Annotated in this window: 17 protein-coding genes and 1 riboswitch; of the genes, 10 read left to right on the top strand and 7 right to left on the bottom strand. The window is 61.0% G+C overall.

Annotation, left to right across the window (positions count from 1 at the left end):
• The first annotated feature begins 14 nt into the window (after positions 1-14).
• The 7 genes from KQ933_RS24195 (at position 15) to KQ933_RS24165 (ending at position 7,616) form a co-directional block, all read left to right on the top strand.
• Positions 15-1,049 carry an endonuclease/exonuclease/phosphatase family protein gene (locus KQ933_RS24195; RefSeq protein WP_253958410.1) on the top strand — a complete coding sequence of 345 codons (1,035 nt, stop codon included), beginning with the start codon at positions 15-17 and terminating at the stop codon, positions 1,047-1,049.
• A 259-nt stretch (positions 1,050-1,308) separates the two neighbouring features.
• The gene (locus KQ933_RS24190) at positions 1,309-2,832 is read left to right on the top strand and encodes an aldehyde dehydrogenase (NADP(+)) (RefSeq protein ID WP_216760356.1); all 1,524 of its coding nucleotides are present in this window, start codon (positions 1,309-1,311) and stop codon (positions 2,830-2,832) included.
• 161 nt (positions 2,833-2,993) lie between these two features.
• Positions 2,994-3,092: riboswitch (TPP riboswitch) on the top strand.
• Between the two features lie 52 nt (positions 3,093-3,144).
• Complete coding sequence (thiM, locus tag KQ933_RS24185; protein ID WP_216760355.1) at positions 3,145-3,945, top strand: hydroxyethylthiazole kinase; 801 nt, start codon at positions 3,145-3,147, stop codon at positions 3,943-3,945.
• Positions 3,942-4,577, top strand: coding sequence for a thiamine phosphate synthase (gene thiE, locus KQ933_RS24180; protein ID WP_216760354.1), 636 nt, complete (start codon positions 3,942-3,944; stop codon positions 4,575-4,577). The genes thiM and thiE overlap by 4 nt, the downstream gene beginning before the upstream one ends.
• Complete coding sequence (gene thiD, locus KQ933_RS24175) at positions 4,574-5,386, top strand: bifunctional hydroxymethylpyrimidine kinase/phosphomethylpyrimidine kinase (RefSeq protein ID WP_216760353.1); 813 nt, start codon at positions 4,574-4,576, stop codon at positions 5,384-5,386. Before thiE ends, thiD begins: the two co-directional genes overlap by 4 nt.
• A 197-nt stretch (positions 5,387-5,583) precedes the next feature.
• The gene (locus KQ933_RS24170; protein WP_216760352.1) at positions 5,584-6,264 is read left to right on the top strand and encodes a spermidine synthase; all 681 of its coding nucleotides are present in this window, start codon (positions 5,584-5,586) and stop codon (positions 6,262-6,264) included.
• A gap of 200 nt (positions 6,265-6,464) precedes the next feature.
• Entirely contained in the window at positions 6,465-7,616 is a 1,152-nt protein-coding gene (locus KQ933_RS24165) for an alpha-hydroxy acid oxidase (RefSeq protein ID WP_216760351.1), read from the top strand.
• A gap of 57 nt (positions 7,617-7,673) precedes the next feature.
• Here the strand turns inward: KQ933_RS24165 and KQ933_RS24160 are convergent, their stop codons facing one another.
• The 5 genes from KQ933_RS24160 to KQ933_RS24140 all read right to left on the bottom strand — a co-directional run bounded on the left by KQ933_RS24160 (position 7,674) and on the right by KQ933_RS24140 (position 13,419).
• Entirely contained in the window at positions 7,674-8,549 is an 876-nt protein-coding gene (locus KQ933_RS24160) for an ABC transporter ATP-binding protein (RefSeq protein WP_216760350.1), read from the bottom strand.
• The gene (locus KQ933_RS24155; protein WP_216760349.1) at positions 8,546-9,580 is read right to left on the bottom strand and encodes an ABC transporter ATP-binding protein; all 1,035 of its coding nucleotides are present in this window, start codon (positions 9,578-9,580) and stop codon (positions 8,546-8,548) included. Before KQ933_RS24155 ends, KQ933_RS24160 begins: the two co-directional genes overlap by 4 nt.
• A 4-nt stretch (positions 9,581-9,584) precedes the next feature.
• A complete protein-coding gene (locus KQ933_RS24150; protein WP_216760348.1) occupies positions 9,585-10,442 on the bottom strand; it encodes an ABC transporter permease in 858 nt (285 codons plus the stop codon).
• 5 nt (positions 10,443-10,447) lie between these two features.
• Positions 10,448-11,452: an ABC transporter permease gene (locus KQ933_RS24145; RefSeq protein WP_216760347.1), complete on the bottom strand. Its 1,005-nt coding sequence runs from the start codon at positions 11,450-11,452 to the stop codon at positions 10,448-10,450.
• Positions 11,453-11,517: 65 nt separating this feature from the next.
• Positions 11,518-13,419 (bottom strand): ABC transporter substrate-binding protein, encoded by a 1,902-nt coding sequence (locus KQ933_RS24140; protein WP_216760346.1) that lies wholly within the window; start codon positions 13,417-13,419, stop codon positions 11,518-11,520.
• A gap of 354 nt (positions 13,420-13,773) precedes the next feature.
• On the opposite strand from KQ933_RS24140, the gene KQ933_RS24135 reads away from it, so the two are divergent.
• Positions 13,774-15,402: a beta-xylosidase gene (locus tag KQ933_RS24135; RefSeq protein ID WP_216760345.1), complete on the top strand. Its 1,629-nt coding sequence runs from the start codon at positions 13,774-13,776 to the stop codon at positions 15,400-15,402.
• 63 nt (positions 15,403-15,465) lie between these two features.
• On the opposite strand, the gene KQ933_RS24130 is transcribed toward KQ933_RS24135, so the two are convergent.
• On the bottom strand, positions 15,466-16,137 hold the full coding sequence (locus KQ933_RS24130) for a GntR family transcriptional regulator (protein WP_216760344.1): 672 nt from the start codon (positions 16,135-16,137) through the stop codon (positions 15,466-15,468).
• Positions 16,138-16,164: 27 nt separating this feature from the next.
• A complete protein-coding gene (locus KQ933_RS24125) occupies positions 16,165-17,190 on the bottom strand; it encodes a Gfo/Idh/MocA family protein (RefSeq protein WP_216760343.1) in 1,026 nt (341 codons plus the stop codon).
• Between the two features lie 220 nt (positions 17,191-17,410).
• Here KQ933_RS24125 and KQ933_RS24120 point away from each other — a divergent pair, with 220 nt between their 5' ends.
• Together KQ933_RS24120 and KQ933_RS24115 are read left to right on the top strand one after the other, a co-directional pair.
• A complete protein-coding gene (locus KQ933_RS24120; RefSeq protein ID WP_216760342.1) occupies positions 17,411-19,123 on the top strand; it encodes an IlvD/Edd family dehydratase in 1,713 nt (570 codons plus the stop codon).
• Entirely contained in the window at positions 19,120-20,046 is a 927-nt protein-coding gene (locus tag KQ933_RS24115; protein ID WP_216760341.1) for an amidohydrolase, read from the top strand. The genes KQ933_RS24120 and KQ933_RS24115 overlap by 4 nt, the downstream gene beginning before the upstream one ends.
• Positions 20,047-20,099: the final 53 nt, after the last annotated feature.

Here is a 20,099-nt window from a genome sequence, read left to right as displayed (position 1 = left end):
GCCTGGCAGAGGTGATGAGCTTCTCTGATCTCGCCGCCGGCGATCGCAATCTCGTTGCGGTCGCCGTGGAGGTCCTTACCGTTCCCTCGGCCGCCTTTTTCGATGAGGCGCGCTCCGCGGACATGACGCAGGCTGAACATGACAGGCTCGCAGCAATCCTGCCGGCGCTTGCGACCATCGAAGTAGCGAAGATCTCCGGCGGCAGCGATATTGGCAACAGCTTCGTCGTCGCGGCGTGGAATGCCGAGCGGCTGAAGTATCATGCCCCCTCCATTGAACTCGTGCGCCAGAGCGGCGCCGATATCCTGCTTCTGAGCGAGGCCGATCTTGGCATGGCGCGTGCCGGCGACCGTCATACGGTTGCCGATCTCGCTCGTGATCTCGGCATGTCCTATGTTTTCGGCGTGGAATTCGTGGAACTCGGTCTTGGAAACTCCCGCGAGCGCAAACGGCATGAGGGGGAGACGAATTCAGTCGGCTTCCATGGCAATGCACTGCTTTCCCGCCTGCCACTGCAGGACGCGGCACTCATCCGTCTCGATGACGGCGGCACATGGTGGACGGATGCGAAAGACGGCCAGGGCCGCATCGGCGGACGTATGGCAATTGCCGCGAAGGTCGAAACCGCATTCGGACCGATCCTTGCCGTCAGCGTCCATCTGGAAAGCAAGACCGATGTCGAGGATCGCGCCAGGCAGACGAGGCGGCTGATCGAGGCCGTCGAAAGGCTCGCCGGCGACCTGCCCGTCGTGATCGGCGGCGATTTCAATACCAATATGCTGCCCAGTGGCTCACGCGAGCCGCGAGCACATGAGCCTCTTTTCGGCCTGGTTGCTGAAGCCGGCTACCATTGGGAAACGGGCAATGATTTCGTGCATACGCGCCGCGCCGGCCCGGACGGCGTGCCACAGCCGCCCTTCGCCCGGCTCGACTGGCTGTTCACGCGCGGCCTTGTGGTGAGCGATGCCGTGACCGTTCTGGCCGTCGATGCCGATGGCGTGGCGATCTCGGACCACGAATTGATCAAGGCGCGGTTTTCCGCACCCTGATCAGACGCTTGCGAAGCGTCTCGAGCCAGCGCTTCGTCCCTTCGGGCCAGCAGCTCTTTGGTCCACTTCTACGTCCTCGCCGCCACGAGCCCTTTGAGCGGCAGGACTTGGCTGATGAGACGACAATGGTAGCAGCCACCCGGGCAACAAGGTCGGTGTCGAGGCTATCCATTTTCCCGGACCATTGGGTAAAGATGTCGTGAAAATGAGAAAGCGAACGCCTATATAGATGCCGAATCTTTTTGAAAGGAACCCCATTATGACTATCAATGGAAGCCTGCTCGTTGCGGGATCGGAAAAGCGCGGCACGCGCGGCGAGCTTTATGGCGTCGAGGCAGCCACCGGCGCGGCTCTGCCCGTCTCTTTCGGTGGCGCCTCAGCAGAAGACGTCGAAGAGGCGACCAAGCTTGCATGGGAGGCCTTCGCCTCCTACCGGGAAACCGACCTGGAAACGCGGGCAGCCTTTCTTGAGACGATTGCCAGCGAAATCGAAGCGATCGGCGATGAGCTGGTCGTCCGTGCAATGGCAGAAACCGGACTTCCGCGCGGACGGATCGAGGGCGAGCGCGGCCGCACGATCGGACAGCTTCGGCTGTTTGCAAAGGAGGTTCGTGAAGGCCGGTTCCAGGAGCTTCGCTTCGATGGCGCGGATCCGTCCCGCAAGCCTGTTCCGAAGCCCGATCTGCGCCTGCGCAACGTTCCCCTCGGCCCCGTGGCGGTTTTCGGCGCATCGAACTTTCCCCTCGCCTTCTCCGTCGCCGGCGGTGACACGGCATCTGCGCTCGCAGCTGGATGCCCTGTTGTCGTCAAGGCGCATTCTGCCCATCCGGGCACGTCGGAACTGGTAGGCCGGGCCGTACAACGTGCCGTCGCCAGGGCCGGCCTGCATGTCGGCACCTTCGCGCTCCTCTTCGATACCGGCTTCGAGGTCGGACAGAAGCTCGTCGCCGATGCAAGAATTCGGGCAGTCGGTTTCACAGGTTCGCGCCGCGGCGGCACAGCGCTGATGAAGATCGCTTCCGAGCGCAAGCAGCCGATCCCGGTCTATGCCGAAATGAGCAGCATCAATCCCGTTATCTTCTTCCCCAACGCCCTGAAAAGCCGCGCGGCAGAGATTGCAACGGCTTTTGTAGGCTCGCTGGTCCTGGGTGCCGGACAATTCTGCACCAATCCCGGCCTCATTCTCGCCGTCGATAGCGAAGGTCTCGATACTTTCATTGCCAAGACGCGGGAGCTCCTGCCTGATGTCGACGCGCAGACAATGCTGACGGGCTCTATCGCCAAGGCATTCTGTGATGGCGTCGCCCGGCTGGAAAAGCATCCGGAAGTCCGCCTCGTCGCCAATGGCAAGCCGGGCAGTGAATTCGAAGGCACGGCCGCTCTCTTCGAGACGACGGCTGCGGCATTCCTCGCGCATCACGAGCTTCAGGACGAGGTCTTCGGCGCGGCCGGCCTTATCGTGCGCTGCCGCGATCTCGCAGAACTCGAGCGCGTCCTCGACGGCCTCGAAGGCCAGTTGACCGTCGCCCTCCACATCGCCAGCGAAGACGGGCCGGAAGCAAGGCGCCTCGTGCCCAAGCTGGAAATGCTTGCCGGACGACTGCTCGTGAATGGCTTCGGAACCGGTGTCGAGGTATCGCCCGCCATGGTGCATGGCGGCCCCTACCCGGCAACCGCCGACGGCAGATCGACCTCCGTCGGGACGCTCGCTATCTACAGGTTCTTGCGTCCGGTTTCCTATCAGGACTTTACGACTAACCTGCTTCCGGCCCCGCTGCGCTGATTGGATCGGGCTTGCCAAGCTCAAAACGCGGGGGCTTTTAGGAGACCATGCGAGAGGTTGGCAAGCTCCAAACCAACGCTGTGGCGCCAGGAGTGTGTCTCTTTCGTAAAACCGTCATTTTGCCAGTGACAGCGGCACCATTCTCTGCAAGAGAGAGTGCCGTTGAGAGACAGGGGCGCCCGTTTGCAAGAATGGGCTGAGAAGCACCCTTCGAACCTGAACCGGATAATGCCGGCGGAGGGAGTCGCTCGGGTGGCAGTCTGCTCTCTTGCATGATCGTACCCGTGCCTGCCCCGCCTGAAAAGGGGTACTATGGAGAACAAGACACCCGGAGCACTGTTGACGGCCATGCGCGCCAAGCCGCCGCTCGTGCAGTGCATCACCAATTATGTCGCCATGAACATCGCCGCCAATGTGGTGCTTGCGGCCGGGGCGTCGCCTGCCATGGTTCATGCAGCCGAGGAGGCCGGAGAATTTGCTGCGATCGGTGGCGCTTTGACCGTCAATATCGGCACGCTCTCCACTCAATGGATCGACGGCATGCATGCAGCAGCACGTGCTGCGAATGCAGGCGGCAAGCCGTGGGTTCTCGATCCGGTCGCCCATTACGCGACTTCCTTCCGCCGCAAGGCGGTTGCCGATCTGCTGGCGCTTCGCCCGACGATCATCCGCGGCAATGCCTCGGAAATCATCGCGCTTGCCGGCGGCGAAAGCCGCGGCCAGGGCGTCGACAGCCGTGACCCGGTGGAGCAGGCCGAGGCTTCTGCCCGGTTGCTCGCTGAACGGCATGGCGCAGTCGTCGCTGTCACCGGGGTCGTTGATTTCGTGACTGATGGCGCACAAGCGCTGCGCATCGAAGGCGGCTCGCCGCTGATGCCACAAGTCACCGCTCTCGGCTGCTCGCTGACCTGCCTCACAGGCGCTTTTGCCGCAACCATTGTCGATGATCCCTTTGCAGGCGCAGTTGCGGCGCTCGCCACCTTCGCGGTTGCCGGCGAAGAGGCGGCGAAAGACGCTGCCGGCCCGGGCTCCTTCTCCTGGCGCTTCCTCGATGCGCTCGCCGCGCTTGATGGCTCGACACTGGATGCAAAAGTCAGGATCAATGCCGCATGAAAGACTTTGACCTTTCCCTCTATCTGGTCCTGGATCCTGATCTTTGCGCCGGTATCGGCATGGTCGAGACGACACGGCTCGCCGTTGCGGGTGGCGCGACCATGGTGCAGCTTCGCGACAAACATGGCGGAACGGCAAGAATGGTGGAGACTGGCCTTGCCCTGAAAGAGGTCCTGAAGGGTACAGGCGCGCTGCTGATCGTCAATGACGATGTGGAGGCGGCCGTTGCAATCGGCGCCGACGGGCTGCATATCGGCCAGGACGATACGGGGCCAGCCGCCGCACGTTCGATGATCGGACCGGACATGATCCTCGGCCTGTCGGTGGAGACCGAAGCTCTGGCAACGGCAATCGACCCTGGTATCGTCGATTATGCCGGTATCGGACCAGTCTTTGCCACCCCAACCAAGACGGACCACAAGCAGCCGATCGGCTTTGACGGGCTGGCGAGACTGGTAAAGGCTGCACCCGTTCCAACAGTTGCGATCGGCGGCCTGAAGAGCGAGCATGTCGCTTCCGTCTTTGCAGCAGGCGCCGAGGGGCTCGCTGTCGTCTCGGCGATCTGCGGTACGCTTGATCCGAAGGCTGCGACGCTTCGCATTGCCGATGAAATCAGAAAGGTCAGCCGATGATCCGCAACGTTTTGTCCATTGCCGGCTCCGACCCATCCGGCGGCGCTGGCATCCAGGCCGATCTCAAGGCTTTGTCGGCCCGTGGCGTTTATGGCATGGCGGCGCTGACGGCGTTGACGGCGCAGAACACGCTGGGTGTGACCGGCGTGCATCTCGTGCCGCCGCATTTCGTCGCCCAGCAGATCAAGGCCGTCTTTGCCGATGTTCGCGTCGATGCCGTCAAGATCGGCATGATCGCCAATGCCGGCATCGCCGAAGCGGTTGCCGAGGCGCTGGCGCCCCATCGCGGCATTCCCATCGTCATCGACCCCGTCATGATCGCCAAGGGAGGAGCGGCTCTCCTCGACCCGCAGGCCGTTGATGCGCTCACACGGCATCTGCTGCCGCTCGCTACGCTCCTCACCCCTAATCTGCCGGAAGCCGCCGCGCTGCTGCACGAAGAGTGTGCCCAAAACCGTAAGCAGATGGCCTCGCAGGCCGAGCGCCTCCGGGCACTTGGTCCCGCTGCCGTGCTGGTCAAAGGGGGCCATCTCGAAGGCGACGAGAGCCCGGACGTGTTGTCGATCGCTTCCGGTCTTCACTGGTTCGAAGCCAGGCGTGTGCCGACGAAGAATACGCATGGCACGGGCTGCACCCTGTCCAGCGCCCTTGCTGCGGAGCTTGCCAAGGGCGTTTCGCCGCAGATGGCGGTCGCAACCGCCAAGGCCTATCTTGCGCAAGCGGTCGCGGCTGCGGGCGAATTGACGGTCGGTTCCGGGCATGGGCCAGTCCACCATTTTCATGCCCTGTGGAAAGGCGCCGGGCTCTGAGGCGGATCACATTTCAAAGATTGTCAGACGGCCCTGCTCGGCCTCTTCGTCGACCGCTGCAATCTACGACCGCATCGGCAAGGGCCGTGGTCGAATATGAGGCGGACCATTTCATGCGTGTGGTCTGAGAGAGGTTTGTTGGCATCGGCTGCCGGCCTATGCTAGTGGACGGTCCCCTTTACCGAGACGAAACTGCCATGCTCCCCTGGATCCAACTCGATTCCGCGACCATTCCCGGCGAAGGCGGTGAGTTGCGGCTGAAACAGCGCGGCAGCGAATTCTCGATCATGCTCGGCGCCAACGAGCTGATGAACAGCCGGCTCAGCGGTTCCGAAGAAGCGCTCGCCACGCTCTCTCACGACCGCATCAAGTCGCATCCAAAGCCAAAAATCCTGATCGGCGGGCTCGGCATGGGTTTTACGCTGCGGGCTGCGCTCGCGATCCTGCCAGAAGATGCAAGCGTCGTCGTTGCCGAACTGGTGCCTGCGGTCATCGCCTGGGCGCGCGGTGCGATGGCCGAGGTCTTCAAGGGATGCCTCGACGATCCGCGTGTCGCAATCCATCAGGGAGATGTCGAGGAAGCTATCCGCGCCGGCAAGGCCAGCTATGACGCCATCCTGCTCGATGTCGATAACGGCCCCGATGGCTTGACCCGCAAATCCAACGACCGGCTTTATGATTTCGCCGGCCTGAAATCCGCCCGCGAAGCACTCCGCCCTGGCGGCGTGCTCGCGGTCTGGTCCTCCGGACCGGATCCATCCTTCACCCGCCGGCTGAAGGATAGTGGCTTTGCCGTCGATGCGGTCAATACGCGTGCCAACGGCAAGCGCGGCGGCGCACGGCACGTCATTTGGCTCGCGGTCAAAGCTGGTCGCTGATCAGATCTCGAAGGCCTGTCGGAAAAATTGCATATTTATCCGAGGAGGCGACGGGAGCGCACTCAAGAGAGCTTGAGATTGGTGCGATAATAATCGTATCCCATAGGTCATGGATCGCGAAGACGAGGAGGTCTCGCGGCCGTTCATCGGCTGAGCCACATGCGGAGGCATGACATGCCAGCCCTCGATTGGATACGAGTATGCGCCTTTCAGACTGCCATAATTTCCATGACTTCCGCCGCCTCGCCAAACAACGCCTTCCCGGGCCGATCTTCAATTATATCGACGGCGCAGCGGATGACGAGGTGACCTACAGGCGCAACACGTCATCCTTCGAAAGCTGCGATCTTCTTCCAAGCGTGCTGCGCGGCGTCAGCGAAGTCGATATGTCGGTCACCGTCATGGGACAGAAACTCGCGATGCCGGTCTATTGTTCGCCGACGGCCCTGCAGCGGCTCTTCCATCATGAGGGCGAAAGGGCGGTTGCCCATGCCGCCGGCAAATTCGGCACGATGTTCGGCGTCTCATCGCTCGGGACGATCAGCCTGGAAGAAGCGCGGCAGATCAGCAGCGGGCCGCAGGTCTACCAGTTCTACTTCCACAGGGATCGCGGCCTCAATCGCGAAATGATGGCGAGGGCCAAGCAGGCAGGCGTCCAGGTGATGATGCTGACGGTCGATAGCATCACCGGCGGCAACCGCGAGCGCGACAAGCGTACCGGCTTTGCCATTCCCTTCAAACTCAATCTCGCCGGCATGGCGCAATTTGCGGTCAAACCGGCCTGGGCGATGAATTATTTCACGCATGAGAAATTCCGCCTGCCGCAACTCGACAGCCATGTGGACATGGGCAGCGGCACCATGTCGATCAGCCGCTATTTCACCGAGATGCTCGATCCCGCCATGAACTGGGACGACGTTGCAGAAATGGTGAAGACCTGGGGCGGACAGTTCTGCCTGAAGGGCATCATGACAGTCGAGGATGCCAAGCGCGCCATCGATATCGGCTGCACCGGTATCGTGCTGTCCAATCACGGTGGACGTCAGCTCGACGGATCGCGAAGCGGCTTCGACCAGCTTGCGGAAATCGTCGATGCCGTAGGCGACCGTATCGATGTCATGGTCGATGGCGGCATTCAGCGCGGCACCCATGTACTGAAGGCCCTGTCGCTCGGCGCCAAGGCCGTCGGCGTCGGCCGCTACTACCTCTTCCCGCTTGCCGCCGCCGGTCAGGCCGGCGTCGAACGGGCGCTCCTGCAGATGAGAACGGAAATCGAGCGCGGCATGAAGCTCATGGGCTGCGCCACCGTCAGCGAGCTCTCTGCAGCCAACCTGCGTTTCCGCACCTTTTGAGACCACGGCTTGGCTGCACCTTCTGTCGGGTACGGCCAAGCTCTGACCATCAGGGGATCAGGCGCGCGCAATCTTCCGGGGCACCGATGCGCCCTCCTGCTGGCGCTGGCGAATGATCGCCGACGCCTCATGCGGATCGGGCGGCAAGACGGCATTCTTCAGCGCGATCGAATATTCATGCTGAGGATTGTCGAGCACAGCGCGCGCGTCACCGCTTTCCACCACCACGCCCTTGCGCATGATGATGACCCGATCGGCGATGTAATAGGCCGTCGCCAGATCGTGGGTGATGTAGATGATCGACACCTTGAGCGTATCACGCAGTTCGCGGAAAAGATTGACGATCGACATGCGCAGCGACGCATCCACCATCGAGACCGGCTCGTCGGCGACGATCAGCTTCGGTTCCGGAATGAGCGCACGCGCCACCGCAATGCGCTGAAGCTGGCCACCCGACAATTCGTGCGAATAACGTCCGCGGACCTCCGCAATGGAGAGGCCGACCCGCTGCAGGGCCGCGTCGGCAAGCGCCTCCCTCTCAGCGCGGCTCTTGGCACCCTTGAAACGATGAGCGGTGGCAAACAGGTATTCGTCGATGCGCGTCAGAGGGTTGAAGGCTTCGAACGGGTTCTGGAAAACCGGCTGGACCCTGGCCATGAAGGCTTCGCGGGCACTGCGACTGCGAATATCGCCGATATCGGCGCCATCGAAGCGGATCGTGCCGCGGTCGGCCTTTTCACTGCCGAGAATCATCTTGGCAAGCGTGGACTTGCCGGAGCCGGATTCGCCGACAATGGTGAAAATCTCGGGCCGGCCGGTCTCAAGCGCGAAACTGACGTCGTTGACCGCCGCCATCTTGGCACGCGAGAAGAAGCCGCCGATCGGAAACAGTTTGGTGACGTTCTCAAGTTCGAGAAGGTGTTCGCCGCTCATTGGATCTTATACTCCCCTGCCCTGAAACAGGCGACACGCCCGCCGGTCGCGCTTGGCTGCATGACGGGCACTTCTTTCGAGCATCTCTCGATCGCGATCGGACACCGCGGGTGGAAGCGGCACCCGGGCGGCGGATTGGAAAGCGCCGGCGGTTTGCCCTGCAGGCTCTTTCTGGTTTTCGTATCGCCGATCCGCGGCAGGCTGCCGATCAGATGAACCGTGTAGGGATGCTGCGGATTGTCGAAGATCGCCTGGGTCGGCCCTTCTTCGGCAAGCCGCCCGGCATACATGATGGCTAAGCGATCGGTGATCGCGGCATGCACGGACATATCGTGTGTCACAAAGATGACCGAGGCCTGCATGCGCGTCTGGACTTCCTTGATCAGCGCAAGAACATCCTGCTGCACCAGAACGTCGAGCGCCGTCGTCGGCTCGTCGGCAATGATGAATTCCGGTTCACAGACGGTCGCCAGTGCAATGGTCAGTCGCTGGCGCATGCCGCCTGAGAGTTGATGCGGAAAGGCTTCGAGCACATGCGGGTCGAGATGCAGGCGGGCAAGATGCGCCTCGACACGCTGACGAAAAGCGACTGGATCGAGATCCATATGCTGGGAGGCAAAATCGTTGAAGGCATGCTTCACACGCCGGACCGGGTTCAGCACGTTCATCGAGCCCTGCATGATATAGGACAGGTGCCGCCAGCGCGCGGCCTTCATTTTCTGCGGCTCGCCATAGACGTCGATCTGCTTGCCGCCGAAGTTGAAATTGACAGTGCCGCCGACGACACGCATCGGCGGGCGAATGGCGCCGGCAAGCGTCTTGATCAGCGAGGTCTTGCCGCTCGAAGATTCTCCGGCGATGCCGTAGATCTCGTTCTTGCGCACCGTCAGGCTGATATCGTCGACCGCGCGGATCTCGCGCCGCACGCCGAAATAGTCGTTGACGTAATAGCATTTCAGCCCGTCGATCGTCAGCGCGTCCCGGGAATTTTCGACGAGGGTCAAGGGCGCTTTCCTCAAAAGGTTCTGCATCGTCTCAGGCTCCCATCCGGGCGAGCCGCGAGCGCGGATCGATATATTCGTTGACCGACATGGCGAGCATGAAGAGGCCGAGGAAGAGGATCACTACGAAGAGCATCGGGAAGGCGATCCACCACCAGACACCGGCGACCATGGCGGAATGGGCATTGGCCCAATAGATCATGCCGCCGACGGTCGGCCGGTTGATGTCGGAAAAGCCGAGAATGGAGAGCGTCACTTCAAGGCCGATCGCCCAGATCAGGTTGTTCATCGTGGTGAAGAAGACAATCGGCATGACATAGGGAAGATGCTCGCGGATGAGGATTTGCGACGTGCGCATGCCGGAAAAGACCGCATGCCGGGTGAACTCCCGATGGCGCAGCGAGAGCGCCACGGAGCGGATGAGGCGGCTGTCATGCGTCCAGCCGAGCAGGGCCGCGACGATTGCGAGCATCGACCATGTCATCTGGTCACGCAGTACGAAGACCAGAAGAAGCAGGATCGGAATATTGGGCAGCGCGCCGAGCGTATCGTTGATGCCCATGATGACCTGGTCGGTGCGCCCCCCGATGTAACCTGAGACCAGGCCGACGACCAGCGCAACGAGGCGACTGATGACGGCGACGATGATGCCGAAGATGAGCGTATTGCGCAGCGACGCGCCGATCTGCCAGAAGACATCCTGTCCGCGCGACGTCGTGCCGAACCAGAACTCGGTTGACGGTGGCATATCGGGGATCACGACATAGATGGCCGTCTCGTCATAGGGCGAGAAGAAGGATGAGACGATCAACCCGACAATGATCAGAATCAGGATCGTCCCGAAGAGGAATTCCTTGTTGTAGCGGAGCAGGTCTCTAAGGATCTTGAACATCGCACTTATCCCAGTTTCACGCGCGGATCGATCAGCGGGTAGATGATGTCGATCACGAAGACGGCGGACGCGACGGCAATGATGGCAATGGTCGTCACGCCGAGCACCAGGCTGTAATCGCCAGAATAGATGCCCGAGATCAGGAGCTTGCCGATACCAGGGTAATTGAAGACGAATTCGACGATGACGGCGCCGCCGAAGACATTGCCGAGGCTGAGTGCCAGGCCCGTGACCTGCGGCAGCATGGCGTTGCGGGCCACATAGTGCGAAAAGATGCGGCTTGAGCGCACGCCACCAAGCTCGGCATAAATAACATGGTCGTCGGTGACGATGTTGGAGACGAGCGAGCGCATGGAGATGAACCAGCCGCCGATACCCACGAGCACCAGGGTCAGCGCCGGCAGGATGCCGTGCTCGATCACCGAGCTGATGAAGGCCCAGTTGAAGGCCGGCGCAAGGTTGACCTGGGCGCCGTCACTGATCGGCAGGATCGGCCAGATGAAACCGAAGAGAATGACGAGACTGAGGCCGATAATGTAGGTCGGGATCGGCTGCAGCGCCATGATGACGATGCCGGCGAGCTTGAGCAGCCGGCTGTTTCGGAAATAGCCGGCAAGCGCGCCGAGCAGGTTGCCGATGATCCAGGCGATGATGGTCGCGAGCGTCAGAAGGCCGACAGTCCAAGGCAAGGCGCGGCCGATCACGGTCATGACAGGCGTCGGGAAGGAGGACAGCGAGGGACCGAAATCGCCAGTCAACACCCGCCCCCAGAACGTGAAATACTGATCGAGAAGCGGGCCGCCCGTTCCATAGAGCTCCCGCAGCGACTGGCGCAGGATTTCGACCGCCTGCGGATCGGTCGAGCCGAAGCTCGTCAGCAGCGACACGGTCTGCTCCACCGGATCGACCGGCGAGAAATGTGCGATCAGAAACGCAAGCGTGATGCCGGTAATAACGACGAAAAGGAACTGCAGGAAACGCTTGCCCGCATAGATCAGAAAGCCATTCATGGCATCCACCCTCCAATAGCAGAAAGGGGCGGCCGGCTGCCCGGCCACTCCGCAGGTCGACGCTGTCAGTTCTTGGGAGCGTCCGGGTTGGCCTTCAGGCCGACGACCATGTAACGAATGTTCGACCAGTTCGGCCCCGAAGCCGAATAGGGGTTCTCAGCGCTCGGATAGTTGGTCCAGTAGGTCGTGTCGAACGGAGCGAACTTGTTATAGGCCATCAGCGGGATCATCGGCATCTCCTCGACGGCGAGCTTCAGGAAATCCTGGCCGACCTTCGTGACGTCAGGAGAATCGAAGGCAATGGATCGGTTCTTCGCGATGATCTGATCGAGGCGCGGATCCTGCCAGCGCTGAAGGTTGCGCGGCGGCTGGATCTGGCCGAGCGGCTTGATAAACTCCGAATGGTAGCTGTCCAGGAAGAAGGACAGATCCGGATGACCACCCCAGGTTTCGATGCTCCAGTAGATCGCCGCTTCGTAATCGCCGGTGCTCAGGCGCTGGCCGTTGGTCGGACCGGCAACATCCACCTTTGTGGCGATGCCGTTCTGGCTCCACTGCTGGGCGATGACCGTGCCGGCACGCGCCAGTGTCGGGATGGCGTCGCCTTCCACCTGCAGGCGGATTGTAAACGGCGTACCGTCAGGCTTCAGCCATTGTTTGCCGCTCTTCTTGAAGCCCGCCTTCTGTAAGAGTTCGCCTGCGGCCTGAACGTCCTGCTTCCACCAGCCGAAGCCGAAGGTGCGCTGAAGCTGTTTCGGATCGGTCGGGATCTGATCGCCCCACTGGCCGCGGACCATGGTAGCGATCTGGGCGGAGATGTTGGGGTCATAGGGCTTGATCTTGCGGCTGCCCGTATCGAGCTCGAAATTGGTGAGCCAATCCTGCATCGGCGCATAATAATCATCGGGCGCCGAACCCGTCGGCGGCGTGGCAAGGGCAGCAAGATTGGCAGCGCCACGGTAAGAACCCAACGCCACTGCGCGGATATCGATCATCAGCGCCAGCGCCCACCGGACATCCTTGTTGTCGAAGGGCGCTTTCTTCGTGTTGAGCAGCACAGACGGCAGGGTCGGATCGGGATGGGCGAAGGGGAAGCCCTTCAGCCAGGAGGCGACGCTCTTGCTGTCGCGCATCATCGCAAACATGCCCTCGGGCGCCATGTCGTTGATCACATCGAGATTGTGATTGCGCTGCTCGATGACGCGAGCCTCGGGATTTCCGGCGGCACGATAGACGACATACTTGACCTGCGGCGGCTCCTTGGCGGCCATGCCGATCGAGGTGCGCTGCCAGTCGTCGCGCAGTTTCCAAATCGTCCAGTTGCCGCCCTTGTCGTAGCTCTGCAGCACATAGGCGCCTAGCGAGACCGGCGGGTTGTTCTTGAACGACAGCGGATCGCCGGCCTTTTCGAAAACATGTTTCGGCATGATCCAGGCGGCGTTCCAGCGCACGGTAAACAGCGTGTGGAAGCGCGAATTGGGTTTCTTCAGATGGAAGACGACCGTCTGCGGATCGGGATTTTCAACGCTGGCGACATTGACGGTAAAGGGCGCGCTCCAGGACATGCCGGGATGGTCGATCTGCGTCTTCACCGTATAGACCACATCGTCGCTGGTGAATTCGACACCGTCGCTCCAGTAGATGCCATTGCGCAGCTTCACCGTCATCTGAGTGAAATCGGCATTATAGGCTGGAGGCTCGGTGGCCAGGGCATTCTGCCATGCATCAGGGCCGCCTTCAGGATTGATGAACCACAGCGTGTCGGTCGTCAGTTGCTGCAGGCCGTTGACATTGGCAGCACCGCCGCCACCCGGCGCCCACACGTTGAACCAGTCTGCATTCTGTTGCGGCGTGCCCTGAATGATCAGCGTTTCGTTGCGCGGAATACCGGCAATGAAATCCTGCGCATAGGCAGGGAGGGCGGCGAGAGACAATAGGGCAATCACTGCAAATCTAGGGAACTTCATCGGACGCTCCTCCTCCTCGGCCCGCGCGAGCGGGCGCTTCCTGTAATCCGTTATCGATCGCGTTCCGGCGACAGCGTCTGCATAGGGATCGAGAGATCCATATGCCTCCTCCAAACGTTCAGCTTCGCCACAGCATTTATCGACAATTTTTCGCCAAACGGCAACAGGTAATTTTTAGAATGCTAAAAACACTTGGAATTATCGGCATTTTCTAACCGCCTCGCAAGCGCGACTTTTTATATTATTGACAAAATGGTCATTTCGCATAGCTTTTGCGACGAGCGCGGCACCCTCCCAAGACAGCCGCACCTCATCACCATATTGGTCGGTTGGCCTTCGGGAGGAGGCTGAGGCGTGACCGTTCAAGAGGAAAAGACGATGACGAGTTCCTATGACGTGACCATCAACGTTCACGCCAGCAAGCCGACAGGGCCTTACAAGCCGCTGTGGAACTGGTTCGGTTATGACGAGCCGAACTACACCTATTCCCCGCATGGCAAGAAGCTCCTGAAAGAGCTGACGGAGCTCAGCCCCGTTGCGCCGCGCATCCGCGCGCATAATCTATTGACGAGCGGCGACGGCAAGCCAGCGCTGAAATGGGGCTCGACCAATGCTTATACAGAGGATGCCAACGGCAATCCCGTCTATGACTGGACGATCATCGACCAGATCTTCGACACCTATGTCGAAGCCGGCAACATCCCGCTGATCCAGATCGGCTTCACGCCGGAAGCGCTTTCCGATTTCGACGGTCCCTACAAGCATCATTGGGAGCCGGCCGACCGTTACGCAACGATCACCACCGGCTGGACCGCCCCGCCGAAAGACTTGAAGAAATGGGGCGACCTGATCGAGGCCTGGGCGAGGCATCTGGCCGATCGCTACGGCGAGGACGTCGTTTCCTCGTGGCCTTGGGAAGTCTGGAACGAGCCCGACGGCCATTACTGGACCGGCACGATCCCGGAATTCTGCGCCATGTACGATGCGAGTGCTCGCGCCGTAAAGCGCGCCATGCCCAAGGCGCGCGTAGGCGGACCACACACCTGCGGCGCTTTTGCCAATGAGAAGGCACAGACCTTTCTCCGCGCCTTCCTGCGCCACGTCGTCGAAAGCAAGCCGCCACTCGATTTCATCGCCTTCCATGCCAAGGGAAATCCGGTCATCTTCGATGGTCATGTGCGCATGGGCCTGCACAAGCAGTTGCGAGACATCGAGACCAATCTCGCCATCATCAACGAGTTCCCGGAATTGCGGCATCTGCCCGTCGTCATCGGCGAATCGGACCCTGAAGGGTGCGCCGCCTGCTCGGCTCGCGTTCATCCGCAAAACGGCTATCGCAACGGCCCGCTCTACAGCGTCTATGTCGTCGAGAGCATGATCCGTACCTATGAACTGTCGCGTCGCGCCAATATCGAGATCGAGGGCGCGGTTACCTGGGCCTTCCTCTTCGATGACCAGCCCTATTTCGACGGCTTCCGGGATCTGGCGACGAACGGCGTCGACAAGGCCGTGCTGAACGGCTTCCGCATGCTCGGCAAACTCGGCGGCGAATGGCTCGAATCAGAAAGCGATTATCGCCGCGATATCGAGGACATCATGAGCCACGGCGTTCGCGACAAGCCCGACGTCAATGTTGTGGCGACCCGCGACGACAAGGGTGTCTCGGTTCTCGTCTGGCACTATCATGACGACGACGAGGCAGGCCCCGCTGCCAATGTCAGCCTCTCCATCGACGGCTGGGACAACCGACCGGCCTCGCTCAAGCACTTCCGGATGGATGAGCAACATTCCAACTCCTTCCGCGTCTGGAAGGAAATGGGCAAGCCGCAGGATCCGCAGGGCGCCGATTACGCCAAACTCGAAGCCTCCGGAAAGCTCGTACAGATCGACGAAAAGGCCGCGATTTCCGTCAAGGACGGCAAGGTCGATCTGCATTTCTCCCTGCCGCGTCAAGGCGTGTCTCTCCTGCGCCTGGACTGGTGAGACGGCAGGCCAGTGGGAGCGCAATCCTCCAAATTGCGCTCCCTGACCTTTCGAATAACAGCCTCAGTGTTCGCTCACATACGCGAGATAGCGCTTCTTGCTCGGCTGCAGGTGATCGACGCAGAGCTGGGCCAGAACCCAGTTATCCCTGCCCTTCAGCATCTCGATCATCAACCGGTGATGCTCGTGCGAAATCCGCAGCGATTCCTTGCTCGACATCGAGTTGGCGCGCACCGGCAGGCTGAGGCGCATATAAAGTTCGATCGACTGGACGAGATGGGAGTTGCCGCAGGCGCTGAAGAGCGTCAGGTGGAACCTGTCGTTCGTCTCGTGCACACCGCGAAGATAGCCGGCTTCCACGTGCCGGCCATGCTCCTCATGCAGGGCCGTCAATTCCGCGATCAGCTCGTCGGGCGCCGGTAGCGGAATCCAGAGTGCGGCCTGCCTTTGGAGCAGTTCGCGCACGTCATAGATCTCCTGCACCTGCCGCGGCGTCAGCGAGCGCACAGTGGCGCCCTTGTTGCGCTCGCGCACGACGATGCCCATCGTCTCCAACTGGACGATCGCTTGACGAGCGAAATGTCGCGTGACGTGGAAGCGCGCGAGCAGCGTGTCCTCAGTCAGACGCGTGCCGGGCGCCAGCCGCCCGAAGATGATGTCTTCTTCGAGCGCCCGCGCAATGCTCAGATCGTCGTGTTCGATCTCGTCTTCACTGATATCATTGAGCGTCTGCATGAATAGGTCCTCCGGCGGCGGGCCATTTTATCGCGGTTTGCATTCGGGGTCGAACCGGCTCAGCCTATAGATCTCTTCGACCAGCGCCAGCGTCTTCAGATTATCGTCGGGCACCGTCTCCATCGCCGCCCGGCCGTCCAGTCCGTCGAGAAAGTGTGCGATCGTTGCATCATAAGCGCCCTGATAGACAGCATCGGCATCGAACTCCTCCACGCGCGCGACATTGCCCTTTGCCGAAAGACGGTTTCCATTCAGCTCCAGCGTGGCCTGGGTACCAAAGATCCGCAAATGATCCCGCGGCGCCGGTGGCGCACCATGCACTGCGAGATTGGCGTTTACAGTGACGATCACTCCGTCGTCCAGACGGCGCAGAACGATAGCAGCGACATCCTCAGCAATAATATCGTCATTGCTGCGCTCGAGCCGTGCGGCAACCAACTCCATCTCGCCAAGCAGGTAGCGAAGCGTATCCAGGTGATGGATCATCACTTCCATGACCAGCAGACGCTGCTGCCTGCGGAAAAACGGCTGGCGGATGAGCGCCGGCCTGTTCCCCTCGGTATCGGCAATCATGCCACTCGAGAAAAATTCGAACTGGACCTGCCTGATCTCGCCGGCAAAACCCTCCTGCAGCCACGCCTTCAACCGGCGGTAATAGGCGCGAAACCGCCAGTTCTCATGCACCATCAGCCGGATCGATGAGGGCAGACCGGCAACGAGGGCGACCGCCTGATCGTAATCGGGCGCCAAGGGCTTCTGGCAGAGAATATCGATGCCCTTCGTGGCCGCCAGTCGTACAAGTTCCACGTGGGCCTCACGCGGGGCACATATATCGACGGCATCCAGCACTTCCTCGGTCAGCATATCCTGCGCGCTCGCATAGTTGCGGAGGATACCGAAAGGCCTGCTTCTGGCTGTCCGGGCTTCCGATGAAGGGTCGGCAATCGCGACGACCTCAGCACGGGCCGACTGCTTCCTCCAGGCCGGCAGGTGATACTCGCTGACCCAGCCGGCGCCGATGACCCCTATTCGCCTTCGCCCACTCTCCGTCATGCTTCGCTCCATCTCATTTTATCGATAATTTAGACGTTACCTCTCCGAAAGCCAATGCGAAAGTTGAGATAAGATCTGAAAATATCGCGAATTATCTTGAGTTTTTCCTATAGAATTCTATGGCGACGGCAACAGGCAGATCTACAGTCACATCTTCTTTATTGACAATCTTACATATCCAACTAGGCTTGGCATCGATTTGGAGGACGAGGGAGGAACAATGTCGAGCGGTCTGCGTCGCAAGCTGACGAGTTACGGCGATCAGGGTTTCTCCCTATTCCTGCGAAAGGCCTTCATCAAGGCAATGGGCTATTCGGACGATGCTCTGGATCGCCCGATTGTGGGGATTGCCAATACCTACAGCGACTTCAATCCCTGCCACGGCAATGTGCCGCAGCTGATCGAGGCGGCCAAGCGCGGCGTCATGCTGGCGGGCGCCATGCCGATGGTTTTTCCGACTATTTCCATCCACGAAAGCTTCGCCTCGCCGACCTCGATGTATCTGCGCAACCTGATGGCGATGGAAACCGAAGAGATGATCCGCGCCCAGCCGATGGATGCGGTGATCCTCATCGGCGGTTGCGACAAGACCTTGCCGGCACAGATCATGGCCGCAGCGAGCAGCGAGATCCCGGCGATCTTCCTGCCGACTGGGCCGATGGCCGTCGGCCACCATAAGGGCGAGCGGCTCGGCGCCTGCACCGATTGCCGCCGCTTCTGGGGACGCTTCCGCGCCGGCGAAATCGATGAAGCAGAAATCACCGACGTCAACAACAAGCTCGCCAGTTCGGTCGGTACCTGCACAGTCATGGGAACGGCAAGCACCATGGCCAACCTGACCGAGGTGATGGGTCTTTGCGTGCCGCGGGCGGGATCGGCTCCGGCAGCCGAATCCGAGCGTGTGCGGCTCGCCGAAGAGACCGGCCGCATCGCCGCCGGACTTGCAACCAACCCGGACGCGCCGACCGTACGCGATATCCTGACACCCGCAGCGATCCGCAATGGCCTCGTCGCACTGCAGGCGATGGGGGGCTCGACCAACGCCGTCGTCCACCTTGCTGCCATCACCGGGCGGCTCGGCCTGCGCCTCGACATGGCCGAACTCGACAGGCTCGGCAAGATCATTCCGCTGCTTGTCGATCTCCAGCCTTCCGGCCAGCATTATATGGAACAGTTTCATGAAGCCGGCGGCGTGCAGACGCTGCTGAAAGCACTGCGCCATGAAATCGACGGGAGCCAGCGGACGGTCTGCGGCAAGACGATCGGCGAGGTCATTGATGCTGCGGCGGACGAGCCCGGCCAGACGATCATCCGCACCATAGAAAAACCGCTGAAGCCGATCGGCACGATTGCCGTACTCCATGGCAATCTCGCGCCCCGCGGCGCCATCATCAAGCAGTCTGCCGCATCAAAGGATCTGCTGCAGCATGAAGGCCGCGCGGTCGTCTTCGATTCCGTTGAGGACATGACCTTGCGGATCGACAGCGACGACCTCGATGTTACCGCCGAGGATGTTCTCGTTTTGCGCAATGCCGGGCCGAAGGGGGCGCCAGGCATGCCGGAAGCCGGCTATCTGCCGATCCCGCGCAAACTTGCCCGGCAGGGCGTCAAGGACATGGTGCGCATTTCCGATGCCCGCATGAGCGGCACCGCCTTCGGCACCATCGTTCTGCATATTGCCCCGGAAGCGGCAGCCGGCGGACCGCTGGCGATCGTCCGGACAGGAGACCGTATCCGCCTCGACGTCAAAGAGCGGCGCATAGATATTGCCATCGACCAAAGTGAATTTGACCGGCGCATGGCAGAGCTTGAAACGATATCGACGCCCGAGCCGGCGCGCGGTTATGCAAAGCTCTTTCACACCCACGTGCTGCAGGCCGACGAAGGCGTTGACTTCGATTTCCTCCAGCACGAGGAGTTGGAAACGAAATGAGCATGGTGGATAGCGAAGCCCCACTCTGCCTGCCGCGATTGCCACTGACGCGTCTTCCGGCTTACCCGCTGCCACAAGGCACGATCGACACGCATTTCCATGTCTTCCGGTCCGGGGCACCGCTCAATACGCCGCGCAGCTATACGCCCGATATTGCAACGACGGCCGACTGGATCACCTTTGCCGACCGGCTTGGCGTCGGCAGGGGCATTCTCGTGCAGCCGAGCGTTTATGGCCTCGACAACCAGGTTCTGATCGAGGCGTTGACTGCCTTTCCGGACCGCCTGCGTGGTATCGTCGTCATCGATCCCGAGACAGTCCCCGAGGAGATTGCCCGTCTCGACCGGCTCGGCGTGCGCGGCGTGCGCATCAATACCCGCAACAAGGGCGGCCTGCCGCTTGCAGCGGCTGAAACGCTTGCAGCGGCCATTCGCGATTTCGGCTGGTCGCTGCAGCTTCAGATCAGCCCCGATCAGATCAGCGATCTCGCCGGTCGCCTGCCGCAGCTTGGCGCTCGTTTCGTCATTGATCATCTGGGTTTCATACCGCTCGCCGATGGGGCCTGGCGCGAGCATGTTCCAGCACTCCAGCGGCTGGCGGACAGTCCCGGCGGCTACATCAAGCTCACTGCTCCCTACCGGCTGACGAGCGAGTGCGGCTATGTGGGTTTTGCCGAGGTGGTGCAGGCGCTTGCGGCGAGCCATCCGCAAAAGCTGCTCTGGGGCAGCGACTGGCCGCATACCGAGCTTTGGAGCAATATGCCTGACGACGCCGACCTGATCGACGGTATGCAGGAAGCGATTGGCACACCCGAACTTACCCGGAGAATCTTCATCGACAATGCCGAAACGCTGTTCTTTGGCCGCGGACACGGCGATAGGCCCATAGGCGGCCGAGCTGATCGGGAGCGATTGCCGAAATAGCCCTCGACCATTGAACGCCGCTGATTTTGACGCTATATATCGTCAGAATAGCT

Origin of the sequence: Rhizobium sp. WYJ-E13, from assembly GCF_018987265.1 — a bacterium.
Taxonomy (GTDB): Bacteria; Pseudomonadota; Alphaproteobacteria; order Rhizobiales; family Rhizobiaceae; genus Rhizobium.
This window is presented reverse-complemented; position numbering and strand designations above follow the sequence as displayed.